The organism is Flavobacterium sp. NRK F10 (genome assembly GCF_024054235.1).
GTDB lineage: Bacteria > Bacteroidota > Bacteroidia > Flavobacteriales > Flavobacteriaceae > Flavobacterium > Flavobacterium sediminis.
Genome location: NZ_JAMXLC010000001.1, coordinates 2,902,315 through 2,922,329, shown reverse-complemented (window position 1 = coordinate 2,922,329; position 20,015 = coordinate 2,902,315). Strand labels below are relative to the sequence as shown.

At 33.3% G+C, this 20,015-nt stretch carries 17 protein-coding genes; 4 read left to right on the top strand and 13 right to left on the bottom strand.

Translation table 11 applies throughout. The features are described from left to right. Position 1: 1 nt before the first annotated feature. Entirely contained in the window at positions 2-583 is a 582-nt protein-coding gene (locus NHF50_RS13315; protein ID WP_252776915.1) for a YdeI family protein, read from the top strand. A gap of 30 nt (positions 584-613) precedes the next feature. On the opposite strand, the gene yajC is transcribed toward NHF50_RS13315, so the two are convergent. The 4 genes from yajC to NHF50_RS13295 all read right to left on the bottom strand — a co-directional run bounded on the left by yajC (position 614) and on the right by NHF50_RS13295 (position 3,493). Further along, entirely contained in the window at positions 614-886 is a 273-nt protein-coding gene (gene yajC, locus NHF50_RS13310; RefSeq protein WP_109570116.1) for a preprotein translocase subunit YajC, read from the bottom strand. A gap of 10 nt (positions 887-896) precedes the next feature. Continuing rightward, positions 897-1,343, bottom strand: coding sequence for a DUF1573 domain-containing protein (locus NHF50_RS13305; RefSeq protein ID WP_109570115.1), 447 nt, complete (start codon positions 1,341-1,343; stop codon positions 897-899). A gap of 18 nt (positions 1,344-1,361) precedes the next feature. After that, positions 1,362-2,303 (bottom strand): transcription antitermination factor NusB, encoded by a 942-nt coding sequence (gene nusB / locus NHF50_RS13300; protein WP_245896408.1) that lies wholly within the window; start codon positions 2,301-2,303, stop codon positions 1,362-1,364. 83 nt (positions 2,304-2,386) lie between these two features. Beyond that, positions 2,387-3,493 (bottom strand): Glu/Leu/Phe/Val dehydrogenase dimerization domain-containing protein, encoded by a 1,107-nt coding sequence (locus NHF50_RS13295; RefSeq protein WP_109570114.1) that lies wholly within the window; start codon positions 3,491-3,493, stop codon positions 2,387-2,389. 188 nt (positions 3,494-3,681) lie between these two features. On the opposite strand from NHF50_RS13295, the gene NHF50_RS13290 reads away from it, so the two are divergent. Further along, positions 3,682-5,442: an ABC transporter ATP-binding protein gene (locus NHF50_RS13290; RefSeq protein WP_252776914.1), complete on the top strand. Its 1,761-nt coding sequence runs from the start codon at positions 3,682-3,684 to the stop codon at positions 5,440-5,442. 70 nt (positions 5,443-5,512) lie between these two features. Next, positions 5,513-5,890 (top strand): PUR family DNA/RNA-binding protein, encoded by a 378-nt coding sequence (locus NHF50_RS13285; RefSeq protein WP_109570112.1) that lies wholly within the window; start codon positions 5,513-5,515, stop codon positions 5,888-5,890. A 52-nt stretch (positions 5,891-5,942) separates the two neighbouring features. Here the strand turns inward: NHF50_RS13285 and bcp are convergent, their stop codons facing one another. Continuing rightward, a complete protein-coding gene (gene bcp / locus NHF50_RS13280) occupies positions 5,943-6,395 on the bottom strand; it encodes a thioredoxin-dependent thiol peroxidase (protein WP_252776912.1) in 453 nt (150 codons plus the stop codon). Positions 6,396-6,447: 52 nt separating this feature from the next. Between bcp and nth the strand changes: the two genes are divergently transcribed. Next, the gene (gene nth, locus NHF50_RS13275; protein WP_252776911.1) at positions 6,448-7,107 is read left to right on the top strand and encodes an endonuclease III; all 660 of its coding nucleotides are present in this window, start codon (positions 6,448-6,450) and stop codon (positions 7,105-7,107) included. A gap of 16 nt (positions 7,108-7,123) precedes the next feature. On the opposite strand, the gene NHF50_RS13270 is transcribed toward nth, so the two are convergent. The 8 genes from NHF50_RS13270 to NHF50_RS13235 all read right to left on the bottom strand — a co-directional run bounded on the left by NHF50_RS13270 (position 7,124) and on the right by NHF50_RS13235 (position 19,871). Next, positions 7,124-7,267, bottom strand: coding sequence for a hypothetical protein (locus tag NHF50_RS13270; RefSeq protein ID WP_170108213.1), 144 nt, complete (start codon positions 7,265-7,267; stop codon positions 7,124-7,126). Between the two features lie 53 nt (positions 7,268-7,320). Then, the gene (locus tag NHF50_RS13265) at positions 7,321-7,905 is read right to left on the bottom strand and encodes an RNA polymerase sigma factor (protein WP_109570109.1); all 585 of its coding nucleotides are present in this window, start codon (positions 7,903-7,905) and stop codon (positions 7,321-7,323) included. Positions 7,906-8,124: 219 nt separating this feature from the next. Next, positions 8,125-10,074, bottom strand: a complete 1,950-nt coding sequence (locus tag NHF50_RS13260) for a sialate O-acetylesterase (protein ID WP_252776910.1) — start codon at positions 10,072-10,074, stop codon at positions 8,125-8,127. Further along, entirely contained in the window at positions 10,075-12,300 is a 2,226-nt protein-coding gene (locus NHF50_RS13255; RefSeq protein WP_252776909.1) for a glycoside hydrolase family 3 N-terminal domain-containing protein, read from the bottom strand. A gap of 1 nt (position 12,301) precedes the next feature. After that, positions 12,302-13,747, bottom strand: coding sequence for a glycoside hydrolase family 30 beta sandwich domain-containing protein (locus tag NHF50_RS13250; protein WP_374672838.1), 1,446 nt, complete (start codon positions 13,745-13,747; stop codon positions 12,302-12,304). Between the two features lie 12 nt (positions 13,748-13,759). Continuing rightward, positions 13,760-15,169, bottom strand: a complete 1,410-nt coding sequence (locus NHF50_RS13245; protein ID WP_252776908.1) for a glycoside hydrolase family 30 beta sandwich domain-containing protein — start codon at positions 15,167-15,169, stop codon at positions 13,760-13,762. A 200-nt stretch (positions 15,170-15,369) separates the two neighbouring features. After that, on the bottom strand, positions 15,370-16,821 hold the full coding sequence (locus NHF50_RS13240; protein ID WP_252776907.1) for a RagB/SusD family nutrient uptake outer membrane protein: 1,452 nt from the start codon (positions 16,819-16,821) through the stop codon (positions 15,370-15,372). 20 nt (positions 16,822-16,841) lie between these two features. Further along, positions 16,842-19,871, bottom strand: coding sequence for a TonB-dependent receptor (locus NHF50_RS13235; RefSeq protein WP_252776906.1), 3,030 nt, complete (start codon positions 19,869-19,871; stop codon positions 16,842-16,844). Positions 19,872-20,015 lie beyond the last annotated feature (144 nt).

Here is a 20,015-nt window from a genome sequence, read left to right as displayed (position 1 = left end):
AATGGAAGAACAAAAGAAAAATCCCTGGAACAAGACCAATCAATGGACTGAAGAATTAGAGATACTTTTCTCTATAATCCGAAAAACTGATTTAGCAGAAACAACTAAATGGGGTGGTCCGGTCTTTACCCATAACGGAAAAAATGTAGTGGGAATAGGAGGTTTTAAGTCTTATTTCGGGATTTGGTTCTTTAACGGTGTTTTCTTAAAAGACAAAAAAAAGCTATTAATCAACGCTCAGGAAGGCACAACAAAATCGCTTCGGCAAATGCGTTTTCAATCAAAAGAGGAGATCGAAGAAGCTACTATAATTGCCTATATAGAAGAAGCTATTGCTGTTGAAAACAAAGGCTTATCTGTTAAGCCCGAGAAAAAAGAAGCTATTCATTCTGCCTTTCTTGAAGATTTTTTAAGTGAAAACCCTCACTTTAAAAGCAAATTTGAAAGTCTGACACCCTATAAGCAAAGAGAATATCTGGAGTTCATTGAAACAGCGAAACAGGAAAAAACAAAACTCATCCGTTTGGAAAAAATAAAACCTTTACTTGCAGAAGGTAAAGGTCTCAATGATCGCTATCGATAAAAAAATCCCAATCGTACGATTGGGATTTTTTTATTTCTTTTCATTTAGCTTAGCTGTCATTTCCATTGATAAAGCCGATTTTTCCATTTTAATTTTTCCGGCCATTGTTTCTATCACAACTGTTCCGTCTGAAATTTCAGCGATCTTGCCGTGAATTCCTGCCTTAGTAATCACCTTGTCTCCTACTTTTAAAGTAGCTTCAAATGATTTTTCTTTTTTTGCTTTTTGTTGTTGTGGACGGATCAGTAAAAAATAAAAAATTACTGCCATAAACAACAACTGCATTATAATCGTTGTATTCATTGATCTCTTTTTATTTGGTTAAAACATTAGCCTTAATTGCGAACGTTTCTTTTCCGTTCTCAGTATTAGTTGTCAAAGTAACTGTTTTGTTTTGCATACCTGATTTTCCAGAAGAATTAAAAGATACTTTGATCGGAGCCGATTCTCCCGGTTTTACCGGTTGTTTCGGATAAACCGGAACAGTACAACCACAAGATGCTTTAGCATCAGAGATTACCAGATCAGACTCTCCTGTATTTGTTACTATGAATTCTGTTTCTACAACATCACCTGAATTGATGGTTCCGAAATCATACTCTGTTTTATCAAAGCTTACTTTCGGTAATTTTCCGATCATGGCTTTTTCTGCTTCAACAGTAGCCATATCTTCATCTGTAATTTTGCCTTGAACATTATCTTTACACGAAACAGTTATTAAAGTAATAGCAACTGCTGCTAAGTAAATCATTTTTTTCATAATACTTGTTTTTTAGTTTTATAATAATCCTCTACCCGCTTTTTGCATGCGGTTATCTCTTTGAAAATCTCTTACCAGATTATCCAGAATACCATTGATAAAGATACTACTCTTCGGTGTTGAATACTCTTTGGCAATCTCTAAATATTCGTTGATCGTTACTTTTACCGGAATTGAGGGGAATTTCAATAGCTCACAAATAGCCATTTTTAAAATAATCGTATCCAATTCTGCTATACGATCAGCATCCCAGTTCGGTGTTTTATCAATATACTCTTTAGATAATTCCACTTCATTCAAAACCGTTTTTCTAAACAGGTTTCTCACAAATTCTTTATCGTCTTCGTCTCTGTATAATTTTGGCAAACGAATAGTATCATTTTCATCCTTTAAACCTTTTATTTGTTTTAAAATAAAAGTATTTACCAAAGGAAGATCATCCAACCATGTTAATTTATAATCTTCTAAATAATCGTATAATTGTTCATTAGGAGCTATGATCTGACTAAAAACATCTGCTATAAAATATTTTTCCTCTTCATACGTCCCGACCGGTTTGCTCATATAATCCTTATACAAATCACTAGCCTTAATTTCCCGGATCAGAAACAATATTAAATCGTCATTATTTTTCCAGTTCTTTATACTTCTATCCCCAAGGCTTTCCTGCAATTTCTCATTTTCCGCCAATTGCATTAAAACTTTATTAGAAATAAATTTACGGTTAGGATTGCGTTCTTCTTTAGTTGCCAGATGCTTTTTGGAAGCCATATCAAGGTATTCTTCCTCTTTTTCTCTGATTTCTACAAGGGCAGAAAGCAATAATAAATATAGATCCTGCATAATTTCAATGCTTTGATAAAGAAATCTTTCTTCCTTGTCAAGAACATCAGATTGATGTTGATGCATAGCATAGATTGTCTGCATCACTTTAATACGAATATGTCTTCTGTTTAACATACTTTAGTTTAAGAACTTTTTAAAATTAAGAAAGCGAAAGAGAATTTCTTTCGCTTTGCAAAAATACCAATAATATTTAAAAATTATTTATTCTGTAATTCTTTTTTTCTATCATCAATACGCTTTTGAGCGATAGATAAAGCAGCCTGATGTGTTGTGATGTTGTTTTTATCGGCAAAATCAAAAATTTCTAAAGCCGTGTTATAAATGTTCTCCGTTTTTTCTAAAACCTGCTCTTTTGTTAAATTAGCCAGTTCTGAGTAAACATTGATAACACCTCCGGCATTGATCAAGAAATCAGGAGCATATAAAATTCCTTTTTCTTTCAGAATTTGTCCGTGTGTTATTTCGTTTGCCAATTGATTATTAGCAGCACCTGCAATAACTTTAGCTTTTAATTTACTGATTGTTTCATCATTTACTGTTGCTCCTAAAGCACATGGCGCATAAATATCCACATCAGAAGCATACAGGTCAGTTCCTGTAAAAATCTTAGCACCGTACTTAGCACCTACCTGATGTAATCTGTCTTCATTAATATCCGTAATCGTAACTATAGCACCACTTTCTGTAAGGTGTTTTACTAAAACTTCACCTACATGACCAATACCTTGTACCAAAACTTTCTTACCTTCTAAATTATCCGTACCAAACTGATATTTAGCAGCGGCTCTTAATCCCATGAAAACCCCATAAGCTGTAATAGGTGACGGATTACCTGAACCTCCTTTTTCAACGGAAATCCCTGATACGTGTTTTGTAACTTCTCTTACAATATCCATATCTTTAGTTTCCATCCCAACATCTTCTGCTGTGATATATCTTCCGGATAAAGAATCTACATACTCCCCAAATTTACGCATCAATTCAGGTGTTTTTTCAGTCTTGGCATCACCGATTATAACGGCTTTACCTCCACCTAAGTTTAATCCTGAAATAGAATTCTTAAACGTCATACCACGCGATAAACGCAATACATCGTTAAGGGCTTCCCATTCATTAGCATACTTCCACATTCTCGTTCCTCCCAATGCAGGACCTAAAACTGTGTTATGAATACCAATAATTGCTTTTAAACCTGTATCTTTGTCATGGCAAAAAACAACTTGTTCGTGACCGTCAAAAGAAATTTGCCCGAAAACCGGTGCAACCTTTTGAAGTTCTTTTGCATTTAATACGTCTGCTATCATTTGAATTGAGTTGAAAATTATTCAATATTTTATGGCAATATTACGTAAAAATTTGAAATGATTCAAAAATTTAGTCTTTTTTTAGCAATTCAACAACAAACAACTGCTTTTAAAAGAAAAAATAAATTTTTAAAAAGTTAAGATTTAAACTGTTTTTAATTAAAAAAAAAGCTTTTTTCCGTTTTTAGATGAAAGAATTACAATATTTAAATAAATTTTTTATTAAATACAAATATCGATTCCTACTTGGAATCGTTATTACATTTATAGCCCAGATCTTCTCTTTATTTACCCCTGAACTGGTTGGTGACTCCATTCGATCTATAGAAGAATATACTCATAACAACCACGAAATCAGTATTGAAGTTGCCCAATCATTATTGGGTAAAAACATTATTCTGATCTTGGCTACTACACTTATTTCCGGTTTTTTTACGTTTCTGATGCGACAAACCTTAATCGTAATGTCCCGCTATGTAGAATTTGACCTCAAAAATGAAATTTATAATCATTACCAGATTCTGAGTCAGACCTTCTACAAGCAAAACCGTACCGGAGACTTAATGAGCCGTATTAGTGAAGACGTCAGTAAAGTCAGAATGTATGTCGGACCTGCCGTAATGTATTCCATGAATACACTGGTTCGCTTCTCTATGGTTATTATTTATATGTATAATATTTCTCCAAGACTTACTTTTTATTCTTTATTACCTCTTCCGTTACTCTCATACGGTATTTTTAAGATCAGTTCAGAGATAAATAAAAGAAGTGGCATTTTTCAGGCTAATCTTTCTACCTTGTCCTCTTTTGCTCAGGAAATGTTTTCCGGTATAAGAGTTATAAAAGCATACGCCATAGAAAAACAAAAAGAAAAAGAATTCACTGATCTGACAGAAGATAGTCGTAAAAAATTCATGAATTTAGCTATCGTAAATTCTTTATTCGGTCCTTTAATGATCTTACTTATCGGGTTAAGTAACTTGGTTGTTATATATGTTGGAGGCATGATGTATATCAACGGTTCCATTTCGATAGGGATCATTGCCCAATTCATTTTATATATCAACATGCTGACCTGGCCGGTTGCTTCCTTAGGCTGGGTTTCTTCTTTAGTACAAGAAGCTGAAGCTTCCCAAAAAAGGATTAATGAATTTTTACATACCGAACCTGAAATTACGAATAAAACCGATCACCATTTTGATATTAGAGGAAACATCAGCTTTGAGAATGTAAGCTTCATCTATCCGGATACCCGAATTAAAGCTCTGGATCATGTAAGTTTTCACATAAAACCAGGTGAAACACTGGCTATTTTAGGGAAAACAGGTTCCGGTAAATCGACACTTTTATCCCTTATCAGTCGCTTATATGATATTGAAAAAGGAAAGATTCTGATCGACGGTGTCCCGATTGACCAGGTCAACCTCAACGATCTGCGCAATTCAATCAGTGTAGTTCCTCAGGATGCTTTTCTGTTTTCAGACAGTATTGCAAACAATATTAAATTCGGAAATGAAGATGCCACAGAGGAAGAAGTGATTGAAGCCGCTAAACTGGCCGTTGTTCACGAAAACATTCTCCATTTTAAAGAAGGCTACAACACTGTTTTAGGGGAAAGAGGAATTACACTTTCAGGCGGACAAAAGCAACGTGTTTCTATTGCCAGAGCATTAATTAAACAAGCACCTATCTTATTGTTAGATGATTGTTTAAGTGCGGTTGACACGGAGACAGAAGAGCAAATTTTAGGAAATCTGGGATCTTTTTCTCAGGACATTACAACCATAATTGTGAGCCACAGAGTGTCCTCTGCTAAAAATGCTTCGCAGATCATTATTTTAGACGAAGGCAGAATTATTCAGCAAGGTACACATAATCAACTATTAGCAGCAGATGGTTACTATAAAGATTTATATTTTAAACAGCTTGCAGAAAAAGAAATTATATAAACTATTGCTTAATACATTTTTTTTTTAGACTTTTGAAAAACTTAAAACCATTTAATTGATAGATTGGACTATGAGAGAAAATGAAATGTTAGAACAAGAAGATATCTTTTCTAAAGTATTAAGAGCAGGTAGAAGAACATATTTCTTTGATGTGAGAGCTACTAAAGCAGATGATTACTATATTACTATCACTGAAAGTAAAAAATTCACAGAAGAAGATGGCTCATACCACTTCAAAAAACACAAAATCTATCTTTACAAAGAAGATTTTGCAGCTTTCAGAGACATTCTTGACGAAATGACATCTTTTGTAATTGACAAAAAAGGTGAAGAAGTAATTTCTGAAAGACATCAAAAAGATTTTAAAAGAGATTCTTTTTCAAATGAAACTACAGAAGAATCTGTTTCTGCAAAAAGCTTTACTAACGTAGATTTTGATGATATCTAAAATTTTTTTTATATTTTTAAAATAAAAGCCTCGCAAATGCGAGGCTTTTATTTTATTTCAGGATTTGAGCAGCGTGCTCCTTGGTTTTCACTTTTTCAATCACTTCTTCAATCACTCCGTTCTCATCAATTACAAAAGTTGTTCTGTGGATTCCGTCATATTCTCTTCCCATAAATTTCTTAGGTCCCCAAACCCCGAAAGCATTGATTACTTTCTTATCTTCATCTGCTAATAAAGGAAACGGTAAATCATTTTTTTCAATAAATTTAGTTTGCGCCTTAGCACTATCGGCACTTACACCTAATAACTCGTAATTCTGAGCTTTAAAACGTTCGTAATTATCTCTCAGATCACAAGCCTCAGCCGTACAACCCGGTGTACTTGCCTTTGGGTAAAAGAAAACTACTAATTTTTTTCCTTTATAATCCGCTAATTCATGCTCTTTACCATTTTGATCCAGTCCTGAAAAATTCGGAGCTTTATCTCCGGCTTTTAATGTTATCATAATACTATTAATTTTAATCGTTATTTTTGCTTCAAAGTATAAAATTACAAAAATGACAAAGAACGAAAAAGTAACATTTGTTATAAATACCTTAAATGAATTGTTTCCGGAAGTTCCTATTCCGCTCGACCATAAAGACCCTTATACTTTATTAATCGCCGTACTGCTATCTGCTCAATGCACTGACGAACGCGTAAACAAGATCACGCCTTCATTGTTTGCAAAAGCAGATAACCCATACGATATGATAAAAATGAGTGTCGAAGAAATTGCTGAAATTATTCGTCCATGCGGCTTAACTCCTATGAAATCGAAAGGTATTTACGGACTTTCAAAAATTTTAATTGAAGAACACAACGGAGAGGTGCCACAAAGTTTTGAAGCCCTGGAAAGACTTCCGGCTGTGGGACACAAAACTGCCAGTGTTGTAATGAGCCAAGCCTTTGACGTACCGGCATTTCCTGTAGACACACATATTCACCGATTATTATATCGCTGGGGATTTTCTAACGGAAAAAGTGTAGAACAATCCGAAAAAGATGCCAAACGTTTGTTTCCGATGGAATTATGGAACAAACTCCATTTACAGATCATTTATTATGGAAGATCTTATTCACCGGCAAGAGGTTGGAACTTAGACAAAGACGTTATTACCAAAACTATTGGCAGAAAGACTGTAATCAACGATTATCATAAAAAAAATGCCTCGTAAAATTACGAGGCATTTCCTAATTAGCTATCATTTCAAACGACAATTTCCCCACTTTCGTAACGTTAAGTGCCTTTGAATAGTTTAGTAAAAAAGAAACCGTTTCTTTTTTAGGTAACATCTCTTTTGTAGCTAATTTTTCTTTAGTGTAAAGTTTTGCCATAAATATCTATTAAAATCTATAGAGTTATAACGCACAAAACTTTTGTTTAGTATTTAATTCGTTAAAATTATCTGTTTTTTTTCAATTACTTTACGCAGGTTCATTAGCGCATAACGCATTCTTCCTAAAGCCGTATTAATACTAACTCCCGTTAGATCAGCTATTTCCTTAAAGCTCAAATCCTGATAAATCCGCATCACCAGAACCTCTTTCTGATCATCAGGAAGTTCATCTATTAAACGACTTAGATCCATTTCTACCTGTTCCAGTATGATCTTTCCTTCGATATTAGGATTATCGTCACTCATAAATGAGAATATCGAAAACTCTTCGGTATCTCTCTGCATAGGCATCTTCTTTGATTTCCTGAAATAATCAATAACCAAGTTGTGTGCTATACGCATGACCCAAGGTAAAAATTTACCCTCTTCATTATACGTTTTTGACTTTAAGGTTCTGATCACCTTAATAAAGGTATCCTGAAAGATATCATCACAAATATCTCTATCCTGAATTTTAGAATAAATAAAGCCGTAAATTTTGGATTGATGTCTTTCTATTAATGTAGCTAAAGCTTGTTCATTACCACCTACATAATTTTTTACCAAGACCGCATCGGAAAGTTCATATTTAGCCATAACAATACCTTTTAGTTTACTTGTGGGTTAAGAATCTCTAAAAAAGTATTTTTAAACTATAGGCCGTTTTCTTTACAATTGATTGTCAAATTTAATAGATTTTCTTTCAATTCACCAAATTATTTTCAAACTTTTTATCTAAAAGTTCATTTTTTTTCAATATTCAAGGGAATCACATTTTAAAAAAGCTTACAAATGTCTCAAAACAGGTGGTTATTGCTATTTTAGTTTAATGGCATACTTCTCCGATTCTGTACTTAATTTCCAATCATCAGTTCTAAATGGAACAGCTGGAAATCCTTCTTGATTAAATAGATTGCATTCTGATGCATCGCCCATCCAACCAAATCGAACTGCAACAACATTACTTACTTTATCACAAGTTAAAACAACTTTATTGTCTTCTATAGCAGCTTTTGTAAAATGAAAAACTTTATCTGCTCCGGCAACTTCAAAACCTTTTATATATCCGTATTTATCAGTTGTCATTAATCCTGAACCTGCATTTTCAAAAGTCAAGATTGTTTTTCCGTCTTTATTTTCAAATGATTTGAAGGTTGGTCCCGAAAAAACAACAGTCTTTTGATTGTATGTATTGTGTAAAGCAACAGCTGCCAAACGTTTTCCAACATCTTGTTTGTTTGTTGGATGAATATCATACGGATTAGTAACCAAATCAGTCGTAACAATCATTCCTGTGTTTTTAAGTTTTAACGTATTGGTTTGCGCTTCTCTAATTTCAGCCCAAGCACAACCTTCGTTACTATTTCCTTTTGTTGCAAAACTTGCCAATTGAACAAAATAAAACGGAAAATCAGAATTAAATTTTGTGCGCCAATCTTCAATCAACAATGGAAATGCTTTTTTGTACTGATGCGCTCTTGGTTCGTTACTTTCTCCTTGATACCAAATGACACCTTTAAAAGCAAAAGGAATAAGCGGATTGATCATTGCATTGTAACACAACGAAGGAAATTCGTTTTGGTTAACATTATCTAAAATAGATTCTACTTGAAATTTCCAATCACCACTTAAAGGAATTTCTTCTTTATCTGTTATAATTTTTAAAGCTTTACTATCGCCATGCATACCTCCACCAGCACCAGTATCAGTAATTCTAACGGCAATTACATTATCACCAACGTTTAGAATTTCTGTTGGAATAATATAACTTCTTTTAGCGTCCCAACCGTTAGTTTTTCCAACTTTTACACCATTTACATAGGTTTCATCATTATCATCAATTGCAGGAATTTCTAAAACCGCTGATTTCACTTTTTCCGTTAATGTAAAGTGTTTTCTAAGCCAAACCACGCCGTCAAAATTACCCAAAATTTGCTCTTCCCAAGGTTGCGGTTGATTCAACGTTAACCATTGGCTATCCTCAAAATTCGAATCTTTGTAAAAAGGAACTTTATCTGTTGTAAATTTTGTTTTTTGAATGGCTTCAATTCTTTTTTTAGCCAATATCATTTTGCTTTCTAACAACGAATCGATATTTACTTTTGGCATTTGAGCAATCATTTCTTTGAATTCATCGCTGCTTTCAAAACCTTCTCTGCTAATCCAAGTTTCAATATTGGTTCCGCCCCAAGTAGCATTAATTAAACCTATAGGAATATTTAATTTTTGCGTTATTTCTTTGGCATAAAAATAACCAACAGCTGTAAATTCGGCTACTGTATTAGGTGAACAAACTTGCCAAGTGGTATTTTTAAAACTCGAACTTGGAATCGAATTGATTTCGTTTGGAATATTAATATGACGAATCGTAGGAAAATTTACCTGCGCGATTTCATTTTTAGCATTATCCGATTGTTCAACCGTCCATTCCATATTGGATTGCCCTGAACAAAGCCAAACATCGCCCACTAAAATGTTGCTGATTGTGATTAAACTGCTTCCTTGAATAGTCAAAACATAAGGTCCTCCAGCCGTTTCATTATCTAAATAAACTGTCCATTTTCCATCTTTGTTGGTTTTCGCTTTTTTAGTTTGATGATGAAACTTTACCGTAACTGTTTTGTTCGGTTTATCCAATCCCCAAACCGGAATTTTCGTATTGCGTTGTAACACCATATTATCCGAAAAAATGGAAGCTACAGAAGTTTGTGCTTTTGCTATTACAGTAGAAAGCAATAAAACGATAAGGCTATATTTTAATTTCATTTATTGTACTAATTCAAAATTACTTATTAATCGAATATCTTCAGAAGAGGAACCAATCATCAAATCAAATTCACCAGCTTCAGAGATGTATTCAAGTTTATCGTTATAAAAAGAAAGTTTGCTTTTATCAATTATAAATGTAATAGTTTTAGTTTCACCTATAGCTAACTTTACTTTTTCGAAATCTTTTAATTCTTTTATTGGTCGCACCACGCAACCAACTTTATCACGAAGATACAACTGAACTACTTCTTCCCCTTCAAATTTTCCAGAATTCGTAAGTTTGAAAGACACTTCAATAGCTTCTGAACTTTTAATTTTTTGAGTGGACAATTTTAAATCTGAATATTGAAAAGTCGTATAACTCAATCCAAAACCAAACGGAAATTGAGGTGAATTTGGCAAATCGATATACGCTGATTTATATATTTTATCTTCACCTATAGCCGGCCTTCCGGTATTGAAATGATTGTAATAAATAGGAATTTGACCTTCGGTTCTTGGAAAAGTCATTGGTAATTTCCCAGATGGGTTATAATCCCCAAAAAGAATATCGGCAATAGCATTTCCAGCTTCAGAACCCAACCACCACGTATAAACAATGGTAGGCATATTTTCTGCTGTCCAATTAAATACTAACGGACGTCCTGCATTTATAAGAATAACAATAGGTTTACCTGTTTTTTGCAATTCTTTGATTAAATCTTCCTGAACTCCAGGCAATTGAATAGTACTTCTACTTTTGGCTTCGCCACTCATATTGAAAGCTTCACCAATACTTAAAATTACCACATCTGCTTTTTTTGCAACAGCAATAGCTTCTTTAAAACCCGATTTATCAGTGCCTTCTACTGAACATCCTTTTGCATAAAGTAGTTTTGTATTTTTTCCTACTTTTCGTTCCAAACCTTCCCATTGCGAAACAATATACGTAGAATCTACATCTTTTAAATCGATAGACCAAAATCCATGATTGATTCGCTTAGGTTTTACCATTGGACCAATAAAAGCAATGGTTTTCGTCTCTTTAGAAAGCGGTAAAATATTCTTTTCATTCTTCAATAAAACAATACTTTTTGAAGCAATTGCTCTTGCTGCTTTAGTATGTTCAAGATTAGTAAGAGCTGCTTTTTGACGTTCAGGATTTGAAAATTTAAAAGGATCATCGAATAAGCCCAATTCAAATTTTTTATAAAGAATACGCCTAACTGCATCATCAATAACGTCTAATGAAACCTTATTTACCTTAACTAACTCGACTAAATTGTTACGATATGCATTACTTTCCATATCCATATCCGAACCTGCTGTTATAGCTTGTAAAGCAGCTTCCTTACTATCTTTAGAATATCCGTGAGCAATCATCTCACCAATAGAACCCCAATCTGAAACTACAAAACCTTTAAAGTTCCATTTTCCTTTTAAAATGTCTCTTTGTAAGTAGGTATTTCCTGTAGCAGGAATTCCATTTAAATCGTTGAATGAATTCATAAAAGTAGCTGCTCCGGCATCCAAAGCAGCTTTAAAAGGGGGCAAAAAGGTTTCCCAAAGCATTCTATAACTCATATCTACTGAATTATAATCTCTACCACCAACCGCTGCACCATAAGCAGCAAAATGTTTCACACATGCCATAACTGCATCAGTATCTCCTAATTGATTTCCTTGAAAACCTTTAACACGCGCATAAGCTATTTTTGAACCCAAATAAGTGTCCTCACCTGCACCTTCCATTACTCTACCCCATCTTGGATCTCTACTGATATCAACCATTGGTGCAAATGTCCAATGTATACCTGAAGCAGATGTTTCAACCGCAGCAACTCGTGCACTTAATTCAATAGCCTCTAAATCCCAACTTGCCGCTTCTGCCAAAGGAATAGGAAAAGTTGTTTTGTATCCATGAACTACATCTAAACCAAAAAGTAATGGAATTTTTAAACGCGATTGCATAGCAAGCTCTTGAAATTGTTGAGTATGTTCAACAGTTTTAACATTAAGCATGGAGCCTAATAGTCCGTTTTTAATTTCGCTTTGTTTATTTGGATTTATTGTAATTGGACCTGTTGCTTCACTATCTCCAGAATATTGATTAAGTTGACCTATCTTTTCTTCCAAAGTCATCTTTTGCAATAATTCTTCGACTTTTCTATCAATCTCATTTTGTTGAGAGAAAGTTGTAGTAAAACAAAACAGTAAACCAAATATTAGGGCTATTTTTTTCATTTTAATGAATAATGGTTTGAATTGCTTTTGGTAAAATAATAATTTCTATGGCTTTAGTTCCAACACATAAAAGATAGTTTACTTGTTTGTCACTTTCATTCATGACAACTGTTACCATTTTGCCGTCAGGATTTAAAAATGAAGTTGTCAACAAACCACTTCTACTTGCCGAACTACTAATACGTTTCGCTCCTTTCTTGATAAATTTAGAAAAATGACCAATAAAATAATACGATGGTGTATAAATTAATTCACCGGTTTGTAAATCCGCATGAACTGGTGCAAAACAGAAATTCTTTACGTGATTGGGACCACCATTTTCGTCTAATAAAATATTCCAATCAGTCCAACCCACAGTTCCGTTATTGAAATCGTTAATCATAGATTTACCGTAACGTTCTCCATTAGCCCATAAATGAAATTTAGCAGCATCAAATTTTTCAACACAACCTTCTGTGAAAAATATGTTTTTATCTGGATACATTTCGTTTACAATACCAACATTTTGATACATTTGTTCTCCTCCACTCCAGTTTTCATACCAATGAAATCCAACACCCCAAACATATTTACTCGCTTCTTTATCATCTAAAACCGTGCTCGCTCTTTGCGTTATTAAATCTCTGTTATGATCCCAAATAGTGATTTTTTTATCTCCAAAACCCGCTTTTTTAAGTGTTGGTCCTAAATAATTTTTCAAAAAATCTCGTTCTTCTTCTGCAGTATATATACACGATTCCCAAATTTGAGTCGCCATAGGTTCGTTTTGAACGGTTAATCCCCAAACTGGCAAACCTTCTTTTTGAAGTGCATCAATATATTTCACATAATAATTAGCCCAAGATTGATAATACTGAGGCAATAACTTTCCGCCTCTCAACATATTATTGCTGTCTTTCATAAAAGCTGGTGGCGACCACGGACTGATATAAAATGAAGCTTTAGAACCTATTAAATTCATTGCTTTTTTAAGCATTGGAATTTTGAATCTTTTATCTACAGAAATATCAAAAGAATTCAAATCTTTATCACCATCTTGTACATAGGTATAACTTGCCGAACTGAAATCGCAGCTATTCATATTTGTTCTAAGAACAGAATATCCAATTCCGTCTTTTTCACTGAAATATGCATTTAAAAACTCTTGTTGTTTTTCTGGTGAAAGTTTGGCAAATACTTCTGCTGAAGCATCTGTAATTGCTCCTCCAATTCCTAGAAATGTTTGAAATTCTTTATTTGGATTAACAAAAATACACGTTTGTGTTTCTAAAGGTTGCTTTACTTCCTTAACCGTAAATTGATTATTTAATTTCGATAATCTTAAGTTTGTTCCATTTGCAGAAGTATAGACTTCTATCGTATTAGGGTTACTTGTATTAGTATCTTTAGATGACGAACAACCTATTGCCATCATAGCACTAAAAAGTAAAATCATTATTTTATTCATGATCTTATTTTGTTAAAAAACATAAGTTGCAACTGTTGCTCCGTCAAGAGAAGTTGTAACCCATTTCCCGTTTATTTTTATATTAAAATTTTCAGTTGAAGCACTTTCATTTAAAACAATAATAACTGTTTTTCCTGTTGGTGTTTTAAACGCTACGTTAGGTAAATTTGGTAACTGATTTGAAGCTATTCGTACTGAATTCATTGGAACAAACTTTGAAGCTTGCGCAATAATATAATAGCCTACATTTCTTTTATAAGTCTCACTATTTTCAATAGTTAATGCGCCTTTACATTGTGTACAACCACCGGGCGTATGAGGGTCAAAATTGCTATCACTAGCTAAATTCCATTCTAATGCAATTTTACTCCAATTGAGCATAGAACCGATGATAACGTTTTTTGTATGCCAAATTAAATCACCTGAAAAAGTACCTTCAGAACCTGTCCATTGCTCGGTGAAATACAAATTTTTATCAGGATGAATATTATGAACAACACTTAACGCCGAAATATCGCCTTCGTAAAGATGAAAAGCCGAACCGTCTACAAAAGGATTCGCAATTGGATCGTTCAAAACTTCCAAAGGATATTCCGGTTTGTTGCAATTGTGATCGTAAGCAATAATCTTTGTTTTAATTTTAGCATTTTTAAAGGCCGGACCTAAATGATTTTTGATAAAATCGGTTTGTTCAGATGTAGACATACTTAAACTTGGATTATTTCCCGGATGTAAAGGTTCATTTTGAGGCGTAATAGCATCAATAATAATTCCTTTCGATTGCATTTGTTGGATGTACTTTACAAAATACTGCGCATAAACGCCGTAATATTTAGGTTGCAATTTTCCTCCAATACTGCTATTGTTGTCTTTCATCCAAATGGGTGGTGACCAAGGTGTAGCTATAATTTTTATGTTTGGATTTATTGCTAAAATCTCTTGTAGCATTTTGATTAAATCGTTATTAGCTTCCAAACTAAATTTTGACAATGTCACATCCGTTTCACCAGCAGGAACATCATCATACGAAAAAACAGTTCCATCTAAATCTGAAGCGCCAATACTCAATCTTAAATAACTTATAGCAATGGAATTTGTAGAATTTCCAAATAGTTCTTGGAGCAATTGTTTTCTTTTCTCAGGGGCTAATTTATTGATAACTTCAACACTGCCACCTGTTAAAGTGTATCCAAAACCATCAATAGTTTGATAGGTTTCGGAAGTATCTATTTCAATACTAGGATAAGCATTATCATTTGTATTGAATCTTAAATTTAATTCTTGTCTTTGCAATTTTACTGACTCATCAGCTTTTGTAGTCCAAACTTGAACTTTGTTGTTCTTTTCAGATGATTGGCCAGAGCACGACACTATTAAACCAGCAAATATCCCACAAGAAAACAATACTATATTCTTAATCATTTTTTTGTTATTAATTCAATGTAAATAGGTTATTTACCTGAAATTCTTTTTTCTTTTTCAATAGATTAAAATCTAAACCAAACGAATATTTAGTTTGACTTTAACAAAATAGTTTTCAATATGAAATCCACTAATGAAAACTTCAATTTAAAATGTGTTTCAAAAAGAGTTCTCATTAATGGATTAAAAAAATTTAAATATTAATACCCAGGATTTTGCGTTAGCAATCCGTTTGCATCCAATTTATCTTGAGGAATTGGCCACAAAAGTCTGTTTTGATTAATATTTGATGCTGAAGGTAAAACAACTCCATTGCCATCTTTTTGCTGTGAAAGTATTTCAACCGCTTTACCCATTCTTTTAAGATCAAACCAGCGGTCGCCTTCAAATGCTAATTCCATCAATCTTTCCTCCAGAATTTTGTAAACAGCATCCGATTGGTCAACTGCACTAATAGTGCTGATTCCTGCTCTGGTTCTTACTTGGTTTACCAAAGCCATTGCTCCGGGAACATCACCTAAACTAGCTAATGCTTCTGCTTTTAACAATAAAATATCAGCTAAACGAGCAAGATAGAAATTTTGATTTCCGTTAGTATCTCTCATTTTATAGGCAAAAGGATAATTTGTAGATGACCAATACGTATCTGCCCAACCAACATTTGCAGTTGTAATAGTAGAAGCTTTTCTTTGAGTATCTCCATTAGCTGTAAAAGCCTGAACCAAAGTATGTGAAGGCGCATTAAATTTTTTCCAGTCAGTTCCTAAAAACATAAATGTATTCCATGCACCAATTGGGCTTCCCCATCCTTCTCCGTTAACTTCCCAAATAGATTCGTCATTTCCTTCGTGAGCACTGTCAAAAAGGTGATCGTAAGTTGGCAAAAGTATATATCCACCTGCAAGAACTTCGTCACAATATTGAATGGTTTTGATCCAATCCGGATTTGGCATTGTAGCATAAACTTTAGCTAAGAGTGCTTTAGCACCCATTTTATTTGCTTTAAACTTATTAGAACCATCAGGAGCCATGTCGATAGCGATTAAACAATCTTCGATAATTTGATCATAAACTTCAGCAACTGGTTTTCTAGTAGGAAATAAAGCATCAAATACCTCGTCAAAGTTTTCACTTGAAACGGAAAATACTGCTTGAGTTGCTATAGGACAATCTCCCCATAATTGTACTGCATGAAAGTGATTTAAGGCTCTGATTAAAGAGGCTTCACCAATCATTTCATCTCTACGAGTTGTAGTTAAATCTGAAGCTTGGTCTACATAATTAATGATAATATTACATGTATTTATATTGTTATAAATATCATTCCAATCTCCTTTCATCTGAGAATTAGTCGATAACATTTGATAAGTCTCATACTGAAAAATAGCAGGGTTATCTGCTCCAATATATGCATTATCAGACTGACCGTCTCCCGCTAACAAAAAATCTAATTGCCAATAACCGGAAGCAAAAGTTCCGTAAACTGCATTCATTCTTGATTCTGCATCAGCTGCATCTACTATTACAATTCCATTAGTATCAGTGATTGTATCTTCTGTAATAGGTGTTGTATCTAAATAATCTGAACATGATGATAAAAACAACACCATTACTATGACTGATGTTTTTAAAAAATTTCTAACTGATTTCATAATTATATAGTGTTTTTATATTAAAAGTTTGCTTTAAGACCAAAGATGAATGTTTTAACCTGAGGATAAGTTCCTAAATCGATACCTTGTCCAATTCCATTAGATTGATTAAATGCTCCAACTTCCGGATCGAAACCTTTATAGTTTGTAATTGTATATAAATTTTGCCCTGTTACATACAATTTTACAGAATTCAATTTTAAGCTTTCTAATTTGAATTGGTATCCTAAAGTAACTGCTTTTAATCGAACATACGATCCATCTTCAACATATCTATCTGAAACGTGTAAAGCATTAGGATCGTTAGCTCTTGGTACATCTGTAATTTGCCCAGGAGTTGTCCATCTGTTTAACACTTCAGTAGATTGATTGTTGTAATTGTTCATTAATGTTAAATCCATTCTTGAAGCATTAAAAATATCACCCCCCTGAGAACCTGTAATTAAAGCGTCTAATGTAAATCCTTTATAGCTGAAATTATTACTGAATCCGAATGTATAATCTGGATTTGGATTTCCTATAATTGTTCTGTCTTCAGGAGAAATTTGCCCGTCACCATTAACATCTTGATACATTAGAGAACCTGTTGCTGGATCCACACCGTCTACTTTGTAGCCGTAAAAACTTCCCACCGGGTTACCCTCTGTTAATAAAATTACACTCTCCCCAACAGAAGTTAAGTTCTGGAAAGGTAGCTTTTTAATCAAACCAAGAGATATTACTTCATTTTTATTAAACGAAATATTAAAATTAGTATTCCATGTAAACTCTCCTGTTAAATTTCTGGTATTTAAACCTAACTCTAAACCTTTATTTTCAATTTCTCCGGCATTATAATAATATGGTAATGAGAAACCAGGAAAATACGTGATTTGTAATAAGTCTTTAGTATTTTTCTTGTATACATCAGCTGTCAATTTAACTCTGCTATTCAACAAGCCTAAGTCTACCCCAAAATTAATATCGGTCACTGTTTCCCATTTTAGATCTGAATTTCCAATTTGATCTAATGTTGTTGCATCACTCAAAGGATTTGTGTAATTTAAATCATAGCTTGAATAAGCCGGTATTCCTGATAAATTACCTGTTTTACCCCAACCTGCTCTAAATTTTAGCTCACTAATAGAATTTATATTTTTAAAAAACTCTTCATTTGAAACTACCCAAGCAGCAGAAACTCCCGGGAAGAATCCCCATTTATTACCTGATGCTAATTGAGATGCCCCGCTTTCTCTAAACACACCGTTAAAAATATATTTATCTTTATAAGAATAAGTAACTCTTCCGAAATATGACAAACTTCTTATTTTATTTTCTCTATACTCATATGATTGATTTGTTGCTGCATCATAATCATAACTTCTCTGATTAATATCAAAACCAGTTCCTGAATTAGCATCTTTTGAATATTTGTTATTTTGCATTGACATACCTGCCAATAACTTTAGATCTGAATTTTCAAATTTCAACGAGTAATTTAACGTATTCTCAAAATTCAAATTAGCATAATTTAAGACAGTATTACTACCTCTACCTTTTATTGTAGTAGGATCGTTTTCTCCGTTTCTTCCCCAAACATTAGTATATGGATCAACAAATTGCACATTGTCTGATCTTGTTAAATCAAAAGATAACATTGGTTTCCACATTAAATTCGTCAAAATGTTCACATCAAAACTAACACTGCTTAGATACCTGTTAACAGCAGTTTCATTTTGTCTTGCTAATAAAGAAACCGGGTTTTCCCATCCTGATTGATACGGGTTTACAGCGTATTGACCATCCTTGTAACCGTCTTGATATGTTCCGTCAGGATTTGTTTCTCTGATGTTTAATTGGGAACCCCAAATAGGTAAAAATGATGGTGTTACTAAAGCGCTCATTACGGCTCCACCTTGTCCCACACTATTATTATCACTAATATATGATCCGTCAGATTGAATTACGTTCATGCTCACATCTGATTTTAACCAAGACGTTAAATCAGCATTCAATTTTACTTTTCCTGAAAATCTTTTGTAATTAGAAGGACTGATAATACCGTCCATCAATTGATAACCTAAAGCTCCATAAAATTTCAATTTATCAGTACCGCCGGCATACGAAAAATTATAATTTTGATCTATACCCGTTCTCAAGATTTCATCTTGCCAATTGGTATAAATACCTGCATACTTAGGGTCGTTTGCCGTTGTCAAATAACTTGGGTTTATTTCGCCTAATAATGTTTTATAATCCGATAGATTTAATACATCAACATTACTAACAGCTTTAGAAAATCCTAAATATGAACTAAATTGAAAATCATTTTTGTTTGCTTTTCCTTTTTTAGTTGTAATAATTATAACTCCTGTTGAACCATTTACACCATAGATAGCAGTTGCTGTTGCATCTTTTAAAATAGACATATCTACAATATCTTCAGTATTTAAACCTGATATATCTTTTGTCTGAACTCCATCAACTACATATAAAGGTTCATTTCCGGAGAAAATTGAACTAATACCTCTAATTCTTACATCAAAACTGGCTCCTGGCTTTCCTGAAGTCTGAACAACATTTACACCGGTGGCATTTCCTTGTAATGCCTGAGCTACATTTAAGATCGGACGGTTCTCAAAAGCTTCTGATTTAACTGTTGAAATAGCATTTGTTAAATTTTTACTTTTTTGAGTTCCGTAACCTACATTTACAATAACCTCTTGTAATTGACCTACATCTTCAAGTAAGGTAATCAACATTTCCCCGTCGGTGATTTGAACTTCACTAGTTTGGTATCCAACATACGAAACAATTAATTGTGTGGCATCATTAGGAACTGATAACGTAAAGTTTCCGTCAAAATTTGTAATTGTTGCTGCTTTAGTATTCTTCACGACCACATTAGCTCCGGCTAATGGAATTCCGTCTGCCACAACTTTTCCGGAAACAATTTTCTGCGCCTGAACAGATGAGATAAAAACTAAAAAAATAGATATAAAGAAAACATTTTCCTTAAATCTTTCTAAAAGCGGTTTAAAAATCATAATTAATAAGTTTTGTTTATTCATTTTTTACAAGAACATTTAATACCTTGTTAAGGAGATGTTAAATTATTCACTAATCCTTTTACTTGGTCGTAATCAACCTCAACAAAAAATATACATCTGTAAAAAAACATGTAGTTTTTTTAAGAATTATGAAAATAAGCCTTG

Bases quoted from the DNA above. Each gene is read 5' to 3' on its own strand.
- NHF50_RS13305 (WP_109570115.1), bottom strand. From the start codon at position 1,343: ATGAAAAAAATGATTTACTTAGCAGCAGTTGCTATTACTTTAATAACT.
- nusB (WP_245896408.1), bottom strand. From the start codon at position 2,303: ATGTTAAACAGAAGACATATTCGTATTAAAGTGATGCAGACAATCTAT.
- NHF50_RS13315 (WP_252776915.1), top strand. From the start codon at position 2: ATGGAAGAACAAAAGAAAAATCCCTGGAACAAGACCAATCAATGGACT.
- NHF50_RS13250 (WP_374672838.1), bottom strand. From the start codon at position 13,747: ATGAATAAAATAATGATTTTACTTTTTAGTGCTATGATGGCAATAGGT.
- nth (WP_252776911.1), top strand. From the start codon at position 6,448: ATGACAAAGAACGAAAAAGTAACATTTGTTATAAATACCTTAAATGAA.
- NHF50_RS13285 (WP_109570112.1), top strand. From the start codon at position 5,513: ATGAGAGAAAATGAAATGTTAGAACAAGAAGATATCTTTTCTAAAGTA.
- NHF50_RS13265 (WP_109570109.1), bottom strand. From the start codon at position 7,905: ATGGCTAAATATGAACTTTCCGATGCGGTCTTGGTAAAAAATTATGTA.
- yajC (WP_109570116.1), bottom strand. From the start codon at position 886: ATGAATACAACGATTATAATGCAGTTGTTGTTTATGGCAGTAATTTTT.
- NHF50_RS13255 (WP_252776909.1), bottom strand. From the start codon at position 12,300: ATGAAAAAAATAGCCCTAATATTTGGTTTACTGTTTTGTTTTACTACA.
- NHF50_RS13290 (WP_252776914.1), top strand. From the start codon at position 3,682: ATGAAAGAATTACAATATTTAAATAAATTTTTTATTAAATACAAATAT.
- NHF50_RS13295 (WP_109570114.1), bottom strand. From the start codon at position 3,493: ATGATAGCAGACGTATTAAATGCAAAAGAACTTCAAAAGGTTGCACCG.
- NHF50_RS13235 (WP_252776906.1), bottom strand. From the start codon at position 19,871: ATGAATAAACAAAACTTATTAATTATGATTTTTAAACCGCTTTTAGAA.
- NHF50_RS13270 (WP_170108213.1), bottom strand. From the start codon at position 7,267: ATGGCAAAACTTTACACTAAAGAAAAATTAGCTACAAAAGAGATGTTA.
- NHF50_RS13260 (WP_252776910.1), bottom strand. From the start codon at position 10,074: ATGAAATTAAAATATAGCCTTATCGTTTTATTGCTTTCTACTGTAATA.
- NHF50_RS13245 (WP_252776908.1), bottom strand. From the start codon at position 15,169: ATGATTAAGAATATAGTATTGTTTTCTTGTGGGATATTTGCTGGTTTA.
- bcp (WP_252776912.1), bottom strand. From the start codon at position 6,395: ATGATAACATTAAAAGCCGGAGATAAAGCTCCGAATTTTTCAGGACTG.
- NHF50_RS13240 (WP_252776907.1), bottom strand. From the start codon at position 16,821: ATGAAATCAGTTAGAAATTTTTTAAAAACATCAGTCATAGTAATGGTG.